7 protein-coding genes are annotated in these 6,504 nt (G+C 74.8%); 4 read left to right on the top strand and 3 right to left on the bottom strand.

Going from position 1 to position 6,504, the window contains the following annotated elements; all coding sequences use genetic code 11:
• Nucleotides 1–65 precede the first annotated feature (65 nt).
• From C6N75_RS26130 to C6N75_RS26140, 3 genes are all read left to right on the top strand, one after another.
• Nucleotides 66–899 (top strand): N-acetylmuramoyl-L-alanine amidase, encoded by an 834-nt coding sequence (locus C6N75_RS26130; RefSeq protein WP_105871348.1) that lies wholly within the window; start codon nucleotides 66–68, stop codon nucleotides 897–899.
• Nucleotides 900–993: 94 nt separating this feature from the next.
• Nucleotides 994–1,857: a DUF5336 domain-containing protein gene (locus tag C6N75_RS26135; protein WP_105871342.1), complete on the top strand. Its 864-nt coding sequence runs from the start codon at nucleotides 994–996 to the stop codon at nucleotides 1,855–1,857.
• A gap of 164 nt (nucleotides 1,858–2,021) precedes the next feature.
• Nucleotides 2,022–2,312 (top strand): hypothetical protein, encoded by a 291-nt coding sequence (locus C6N75_RS26140; protein ID WP_105871343.1) that lies wholly within the window; start codon nucleotides 2,022–2,024, stop codon nucleotides 2,310–2,312.
• A gap of 22 nt (nucleotides 2,313–2,334) precedes the next feature.
• Here C6N75_RS26140 and C6N75_RS26145 read toward each other — a convergent pair whose 3' ends face one another.
• The 3 genes from C6N75_RS26145 to C6N75_RS26155 all read right to left on the bottom strand — a co-directional run bounded on the left by C6N75_RS26145 (nucleotide 2,335) and on the right by C6N75_RS26155 (nucleotide 5,643).
• The gene (locus tag C6N75_RS26145; protein ID WP_105871344.1) at nucleotides 2,335–3,438 is read right to left on the bottom strand and encodes a prenyltransferase/squalene oxidase repeat-containing protein; all 1,104 of its coding nucleotides are present in this window, start codon (nucleotides 3,436–3,438) and stop codon (nucleotides 2,335–2,337) included.
• Complete coding sequence (locus C6N75_RS26150; RefSeq protein WP_105871345.1) at nucleotides 3,435–4,205, bottom strand: class I SAM-dependent methyltransferase; 771 nt, start codon at nucleotides 4,203–4,205, stop codon at nucleotides 3,435–3,437. Before C6N75_RS26150 ends, C6N75_RS26145 begins: the two co-directional genes overlap by 4 nt.
• A gap of 88 nt (nucleotides 4,206–4,293) precedes the next feature.
• Nucleotides 4,294–5,643, bottom strand: coding sequence for a glycosyltransferase family 4 protein (locus C6N75_RS26155; RefSeq protein ID WP_105871346.1), 1,350 nt, complete (start codon nucleotides 5,641–5,643; stop codon nucleotides 4,294–4,296).
• Between the two features lie 217 nt (nucleotides 5,644–5,860).
• Between C6N75_RS26155 and C6N75_RS26160 the strand changes: the two genes are divergently transcribed.
• Nucleotides 5,861–6,448 carry a TetR family transcriptional regulator gene (locus C6N75_RS26160; protein WP_105871347.1) on the top strand — a complete coding sequence of 196 codons (588 nt, stop codon included), beginning with the start codon at nucleotides 5,861–5,863 and terminating at the stop codon, nucleotides 6,446–6,448.
• Nucleotides 6,449–6,504: the final 56 nt, after the last annotated feature.

Below are 6,504 nucleotides of genomic sequence, written 5' to 3' on the forward strand. Positions count from 1 at the left end.
CGTCCCCCCAGCCCTCGTCATCCCAGCCGTCCTCGCCCCTCCCCCGGCGGTCCCGCCGCTCCGTGATCGTCCTCGGGACGCTGCTGACCGCGGCCGCCGCGGGCGCGCTGGTGTGGGCGGCCCGCGGTCCCGACGCCGGCGGCCCCGCCGACGGGCGGCGGGCGGGCGGCGAGCCGCCCCGGGCCGCCGCCTCCCCCTCGTCCACCGCCTCGTCCGCGGCCGAACGGCCGCTGGCCGGGCGGACGGTGCTGGTGGACCCGGGACACAACCCGGGGAACTTCCGGCACACCGCGGAGATCAACCGCCAGGTGGACGCCGGGACGCACCGCAAGGAGTGCGACACCACCGGCACGGCGACCGCGAAGGGCTACACCGAGGCGGCGTTCACCCTGGACGTGGCGCACCGGCTGCGGGACCTGCTCACCGCCCAGGGCGCGAAGGTGGTCCTCACCCACGACGCGGACCGGCCGTTCGGGCCGTGTGTGGACGAGCGGGCCCGGATCGGCAACGAGGCCCGGGCGGACGCCGCGGTCTCGGTCCACGCGGACGGCTCGGGCACGGGCCACCGCGGCTACCACGTGATCCTGCCGGCGAAGGTGGCCGAGGGCGGTGCGGACACCGGCCCGATCGTCGGCCCGTCCCGGGCGCTCGGCGAGAGCATCGCGGCCGGTTTCCGGGCCGCGACCGGCACGGCGCCCGCCGACTACGTGGGCGGCGGCACCGGTCTGGACGTCCGCGACGACCTCGGCGGGCTCAATCTGTCGACCGTGCCGAAGGTGTTCGTGGAGTGCGGCAACATGCGCGACCCCGAGGACGCCGCATTGCTCGCAGACCCGGCATGGCGTCAGAAAGCGGCCTCGGGGATGGCGGACGGTATCCGCACCTACCTGACCCGCTGAGTCCGCCGGACGATAGATTCGTCTCGACGATGGGGCCCGGCCACGCCCGTGCTTCGCGCCTCCCCGACGAGACGACCGACAAGGACACTGACACGTGAACATCCGATCCCTCACTAGAGGCGACGGCGTGGTGATCGGAGCAGCGGTGGTGCTGTTCATCGCCTCGTTCCTCGACCTCACCAGCATCGACTGCCCCAGCGGCGTGGACTGCTCCGACTACGGCATCAACGCCTGGGACAACCTGGGCCTGCTGATGAGCGTGTTCCTCGCCGGCGTGATCGGCGCGGCGCTGGTCGTCGTGGGCCGGGCCATGCCGGGCCGCAAGGTGGCCGGCCTGGACCTGGGCCAGTTCGGTGTGGCGTTCTGCGTGTTCGCGCTGTGGACGGCGTTCTGGACCATCATCGACATGCCGTCCGACGCGGGCGCGGGCATGATCCTGGGCCTGCTGGCCGCGATCGTGCTGGCCGGCGGCGCGATCGCCGCGCCGCTGGTCCCGGCGCTGAAGGCCCCGTTGATGGGCGCGCCGCGCCCGCAGGCCCCGCAGCCGTACGGGGCGCAGCCCGGTTACGGCTACCCGGGCGCGCAGGGCCAGCCGTTCGGCGCCCAGGGCGGCCAGCCGCAGACCGGCGGCTACGGCTACCCGGGCGCCCCGCAGCCGCAGGGCGCCTCCCAGGCGGGCCAGCCGGGCGCTGCGGCCCCGGCCGACCCGGCGGCCCAGGCCGCGCAGGGCGGCGCGACCCCCGCGCCCGCACCGGGCGGGGACTTCTCCCCGTTCTGGTTCGCGGTGCCGGTGGCCCGTCCGCTCTACCCGGAGGACGGCTCGCCCAACCCGGTCGCCGAACTGGCCCCCGGCACCTGGTACCTGGCGGTGGAGCAGCGCGGCCAGGCGCTGGTGGCCCAGACCCAGGACGGCCGGCGCGGCGTCCTTCAGGACACCACCGGCATCCAGCGCGGCTGACCGAGGCGCCGTACCGACGCCGTACGGACACGAAAGCCCCCGCCCACGAACGCATGGGCGGGGGTTCGCGCTTGCCGGGGTTCGCGCTTGCCGGGGTTCGTGCTCGCGGGAGTTCGTGCTTTGGGCAGAGGTTTACGGACGGGGGCGGCGGCAACCCGTCGGGCATGTCTCCCCGTCACAGCGGCAGCAACCAGGCGGCGACGCTGATCGTCGTCATCGCGGATGTTCTGGCGGCCATCATCGGCCTGTGGATCGTGATGTACCTGCTCGACGCCAACCGGGCCAACGACCTGGTCGCCTGGGTGGCGGACGCGGCCCGTTTCCTGGCGGGCTGGTCGTACGACCTGTTCACCTTCGACGAGGCCTGGGCGCGGGTCGTCATGGGCTACGGCCTGGCGGCCGTGGTGTACCTCTTCGTCGGCCACTTCATCGCCGGCCGGCTGCGCCGCGGCTGACCCGGCCGCACCTCCCGCGCGGCTAGGCGCGGGCCTCGCACTCGGCGCAGCCGGGTTCGAGGCCACGCGGCAGCCCGGCGCCCCCGAAGACCGCGGTGGTCGCCCGCTCTCCCCCCAGGGCGGCCACCGCGAGCAGCAGCGAACCGGCCGTCCAGGTGGTCAACTCCTCCGGCCACACGGCCGGTTCGCTGCCGTCCGAACCCTCGAAGACGTAACCGGTCCAGTACATCCCGCCCTCGGCGCGCAGATGCCCGATGGACTTCAGGATGCCGAGCGCCCGGTCGGCGTCGCCGATCGCCCAGAGGGCCAGGGCCAGTTCGCAGCTCTCGCCGCCGGTGACCCACGGGTTGGGCAGCACGCAGCGCACCCCGAGGCCGGGCACCACGAACTCCTCCCAGCGGGCGTCGATCCGCTCCCGCGCCTCCTGGCCGGTCACGGCGCCGCCGAGCACCGGGTAGTACCAGTCCATCGAGTAGCGGTCCTTGTCCAGGAACCGCTCGGGGTGGCGGCGCACCGCGTGGCCGAGCGCCCCGGCGGCCAGCTCCCAGTCGGGCTGCGGCTCGCCGCGCGCCTCGGCGACGGCCAGCGCGCAGCGCAGCGCCTGGTGGACCGAGGAGCTGCCGGTGAGCAGCGCGTCGGCGGTGACGCGGCCGTCCGGTTCGCTGCGCCAGCCGATCTGCCCGCCGGGCTGCTGGTGGCGCAGCACGAACTCGACGGCCGCGTAGAGCGCGGGCCACATCCGGTCCAGGAAGGCGTCGTCGCCGGTGGCCAGGTGGTGGTGCCAGACCCCGACGGCGATGTAGGCGCAGAAGTTGGTCTCCCGGCCCTGGTCGGTGACCTGGTCGTGCGCGCCGTCGTGGTAGGCGGCGCACCAGGAGCCGTCGGCGTTCTGGTGGCGGGCGAGCCACTCGTAGGCGCGGGCGGCGGCCCCGTGTTCGCCGGCCGCGTCGAGCGCCATGGCCGCCTCGATGTGGTCCCAGGGGTCGAGGTGGTGGCCGCGGAACCACGGGATGGCCCCGTCGGGGCGCTGGGCGGCGCGCAGCGAGGCGACGGTCCGGGCGGCCTGGTCGGCGGTGAGCACCCCGGGCAGTACGAGGTGTCCGGCGACGCGGTCGGGGGCGGTCACCGCGCGGCGTCCGCCGTCGGGCCGGCCTCGGTCCCGGCGGCATCGGCCTCGGGCAGGTGCGGCTTGGTCGCGTAGGCCACGAAGCTCTTGCCCATGACCGGGTTGAGCGCCTGCTCGGCGAGCCGGGTGGCCAGCGGCTTCTTCATGATGTCCCAGACCAGCAGCTTGTGGTAGGCGCGGACCGGCAGCGCCTTGTCGTTGTCCACGCCGAAGGCGCACTTGAGCCACCAGTACGGCGAGTGCAGCGCGTGCGCGTGGTGGGTGCCGTAGGGGCGCAGCCCGGCCTCGCGGATCTTCGCGAGGAGTTCGTCGGCCTTGTAGATGCGGATGTGGCCGCCCTCGACCTCGTGGTAGGCGTCGGACAGCGTCCAGCAGACCTTCTCCGGGCCGTAGCGCGGGACGGTGACCGCGATCCGGCCGCCGGGCTTGAGCACGCGGACCATCTCGGCGAGCACGCCCTTGTCGTCGGGGATGTGCTCCATCACCTCGGAGATGATGACGACGTCGAACGAGGCGTCGGGGAAGGGCAGGTTGAGCGCGTCGCCCTCCATGGCGACGGCGCTGGCCCCGGCGGGCGCCTCGCCGGCCTCGGCCATGGCGGCGAACCACGTGGCGACCTCGCGGATCTCCTCGGCGTTCTGGTCCAGGGCGACGACCCGGGCGCCGCGCCGGTAGCACTCGAAGGCGTGCCGCCCTGCGCCGCAGCCCAGGTCCAGGACGCGGTCGCCGGGGGCGAGCGGGAAGCGGGAGAAGTCGACGGTCAGCACGGGGTCGGCCTGCCTTCGCGGTCGTTCGGGGTGGCGGCGGCGCGGGGGTCGCCCGCCGGATGCGCCGGTACGGGGTCGGGGGCGCCGTTCATCGGCGGGGCCGGGCTCCGGCGGCCGTGCGGGCCGCGATGGCCTCGCGGTACAGCTCGGCGGTGCCCTGGGCGGCGCGCGCCCAGGTGAACCGTTCCAGCACCCGGGTGCGGCCGGCCGCGCCGAGCCGGGCGCGCAGGGCCGGTTCGGCGAGCAGCCGGCCGAGGGCCTGGGCCAGCGCGCCGGCGTCGCCGGGCGGCACCGCCAGGCAGGTGTCGCCGTCCCGGCCGGAGACCTCGGGGATGGCTCCGCCGGTGGTGGCGACCAGCGGGGTGCCGGTGGCCATCGCCTCGGCGGCGGGCAGCGAGAAGCCCTCGTAGAGGGAGGGGACGCAGGCGACCTGGGCGGAGCGGTAGAGGTCGACCAGCTCGGCGTCGCTGACGCCCTTGACGAACGTGACCGCGTCGCCGCCCAGCCCGTAGCGCTCGATGGCCTGGGCGACCGGGCCGTCCTCGGCGGGGCGGCCGACGACGACGAGGTGGGCGTCCGGGTTCTCGGTGCGCAGCTTGGCTAGCGCCTCCACCAGGTGCACCAGGCCCTTGAGCGGCACGTCGGCACTGGAGGTGGTGACGATCCGGCCGGGGGCCTCGGGCACGGCCGGGTCGGGCGACCACAGGTCGGTGTCCGCGCCGATGTGCACCACCCGGATGCGTTCGGGCGCGACCCCGAGGTCCTCGGTGATCTCGGCCCGGGAGGAGCCGGAGACGGTGAGCACCGAGGGCAGCCTGCGGGCGACCCGCTTCTGCATGCGGGTGAAGGCGTACCAGCGGCGGACCGAGGCGCGGCGCTTCCAGTCGGCGGCGGCGTCCAGTTCGAGCCGCCGGTCCACGGTGATGGGGTGGTGGACGGTGGTCACCAGCGGGGCGCCGAGGTCGCCGAGCAGCCCGTAGCCGAGTGTCTGGTTGTCGTGGATCACGTCGAACTCGCCGCGTCGGGCGCGCAGATGGCGGCCGGCCCGCAGCGAGAAGGTGAGGGGCTCGGGGAAGCCGCCGGTCCACATGGTGGCGACCTCCAGGACGTCCACCCAGTCCCGGTACTCGCCGCGCCGCGGGGTGCGGAAGGGGTCGGGCTGCCGGTACAGGTCGAGGCTGGGCAGTTCGGTGAGCGGGACGCCGCCGTCGAGGACCGGGTAGGGCTGGGCGCCGATGACCTCGACGGTGTGGCCGAGGCGGGCGAGCTCGCGGGAGAGGTGGCGGACGTAGACGCCCTGGCCGCCGCAGAACGGGTTGCCCTTGTAGCTGAGGAGCGCGATGCGCAGCGGCGCGTCGTCCGCGCCCGCGGGGGCGGCGGCCCGTGGGGCGCTGTCACCGTCTCGGCGGGGGCCTGCGTCTATGGCCTCGGCGGTCACTCGCGGCCCCCTTCTTGCCTGTCCTGCGTGCGTTTCGCGGGAGCGTAACCGTTGCCGCTAATCTAGAACAAGTTGCAGACTTGATCGCTCGGAGAGCTTCGAATCTACCGGCAGGTAGCGTCGCTGTGCGGTCCGGATCAGGTGATTCGCGCCACGGCCGCCGCGACCCCCCGCGGGGCGAGGCACAGCACGGGCGTCGGGACACGGGACGGGACACATGACCGCGCAAGCCAGACCGGCGGCGGCGCTCACCCAGCGCCAGGAGGCGCGCCGCCGCTCCATCCTGCGGGCCAGCGCCGAGCTGGCCGGGCGGGGCGGCTTCGAGGCGGTCCAGATGCGCGAGGTGGCGGAGGCCGCCGACGTCGCCCTGGGCACCCTCTACCGCTACTTCCCCTCCAAGATCCATCTGCTGGTGGCGGTGATGCAGGACCAGCTCGACCATCTGCGCACGACCCTGCGCAAGCGGCCCCCGGCCGGCGAGAGCGCCGCCGAGCGGGTCGCCGAGACCCTGATGCGGGCCTTCCGCGCCCTCCAGCGCGAGCCGCACCTGGCCGAGGCCATGGTCCGGGCGCTGACCTTCGCCGACCGGGGCGCCGGGGCCGAGGTGGAGGCGGTGTCCCGGCGCACCACCGCGATCATCGTGGACGCCACCGGCCTGGACCGCCCCAGCCCCGAGCAGCTCTCCGCGGTCCGGGTGATCGAGCACACCTGGTACTCGGCCCTGATCGCCTGGCTCTCCGGCCGCGCCTCCATCGACCAGGTGCGCACCGACATCGAGACGGCGAGCCGGCTGATCGACCGCTGAGGCCCGGCGGGCGGGGTCCAAGGGCGGCGACGGCGTTTCCGGTGGCTCGGGGGGAC

Source organism: Streptomyces solincola, assembly GCF_002982015.1.
Taxonomy (GTDB): Bacteria; Actinomycetota; Actinomycetes; order Streptomycetales; family Streptomycetaceae; genus Streptomyces; species Streptomyces solincola.

What these genes read in the sequence shown, in the direction of transcription:
- C6N75_RS26160 (WP_105871347.1), top strand. Translation starts at nt 5,861, where the DNA reads ATGACCGCGCAAGCCAGACCGGCGGCGGCGCTCACCCAGCGCCAGGAG.
- C6N75_RS26140 (WP_105871343.1), top strand. Translation starts at nt 2,022, where the DNA reads ATGTCTCCCCGTCACAGCGGCAGCAACCAGGCGGCGACGCTGATCGTC.